The organism is Peribacillus sp. P4_C12, assembly GCF_056402095.1.
Map to the genome: position 1 here is coordinate 1 of NZ_JBFUIB010000850.1, position 1,222 is coordinate 1,222.

Annotated in this window: 2 protein-coding genes; one reads left to right on the forward strand and one right to left on the reverse strand. The window is 38.1% G+C overall.

Annotation, left to right across the window (positions count from 1 at the left end; genetic code table 11):
• Window positions 1–140 precede the first annotated feature (140 nt).
• Window positions 141–323 (forward strand): hypothetical protein, encoded by a 183-nt coding sequence (locus tag AC1DUW_RS29640; protein ID WP_477644282.1) that lies wholly within the window; start codon window positions 141–143, stop codon window positions 321–323.
• A 193-nt stretch (window positions 324–516) separates the two neighbouring features.
• Here the strand turns inward: AC1DUW_RS29640 and AC1DUW_RS29645 are convergent.
• Window positions 517–1,222, reverse strand: a 706-nt coding sequence (locus AC1DUW_RS29645) for a glycosyl hydrolase family 18 protein (protein ID WP_477644283.1), incomplete at its 5' end; no start/stop codon positions are given.

The following is a 1,222-nucleotide window of genomic DNA, read 5'->3' on the forward strand; positions in this document are numbered from 1 at the left end:
CTTCATTTCTTCACAGATATACCAGTAGGGGCTTCGTTCCGTTGCCGCTGTAACCGCAGCTATCATTCCAACTGAAGAGGTTATCAGTCTACAAAAAAATATGAACCGGCAAACTTCCTATTCCCAGAAAAAAGCTTACCTTGATTCAAGAAAAGGAAGGCGTAATTGAATGGGTCTTTATATTTAGCATGACGGAGGATGGACGTCTGATACACCTCGTTGCAGGCAAAGGCTTTGTAATTGAACCGGGGGAAGAATATATTGGTCCCCCGGAAATGGTTAATGTCGCTTACCAGGTTTCAACATTTCAACTAGAAACGTAATACCCAAGCTATTGCCGACTTTAGTTAATTTCCTAATGGCCATTATTCATTCCTCCTTCAAATTGTTTATACTACTTTTATCTGTAATCTGTTATTTGTAATTACACAAAAAAAGCTTGCAGATATAGACCCTAAAAGGGACCTTTTTCTACAAGCTGAACAACCTCCATTATCCGAAGATTGTTCTGTTACACTATTGATTAAAATGAAATACATCCCAAATGTCAGGTGTTTCTGATCCAATGTACCAAGCAGATACACCGCCTAGATGATTTTGTTTTACCAGATCAAGCCGAAGCTTCATCGATTTTTTATCTTCTATCCATATTTGATGCTTTTTCCCTTTGGAAGTATACTCCACGTAATTTTGTGAGGTCTTTTTATCCCATACCTTTTTAAGTCCATGAGATGAAATGATTTTGTTGACCTCAGCCATGGTACGGTCATGACTTTTCACTTTATTGGTCGATAAATCGGTTACCCATTCTCTCGTATAAAATGGTACAGCCAATATTATCTTATGAGCAGGTACTTCTTTCATTAAAAGCTTAGTTCCTTCTTTGATCCAAGGTAACGAGGAAACGGACCCGGCTACTGGGCTCCCTCCCCAATGCTCGTCATAACCCATAATGATTATATAGTCCGCTATTTTGCCAAGTTCTTTCCTATCTAGACTTTTTGACCAAAAAGGGTCGTCATTTTCTCGAGTGACATCCACCGATAGTTTAATACCATGAGGTTTTAGGGCCTTTTTTAGCTCGCCAATGAAAAGTACAAAGTCCTTCTTATTTTTTGGATCGATGTTTTCAAAATCTACATTTATTCCATCACTTTTAGTTTTAACAAGCGAATCTCGTAAAGCTGAAACTAATTTCTGGCGTTTTTTAGTACTACCTAGT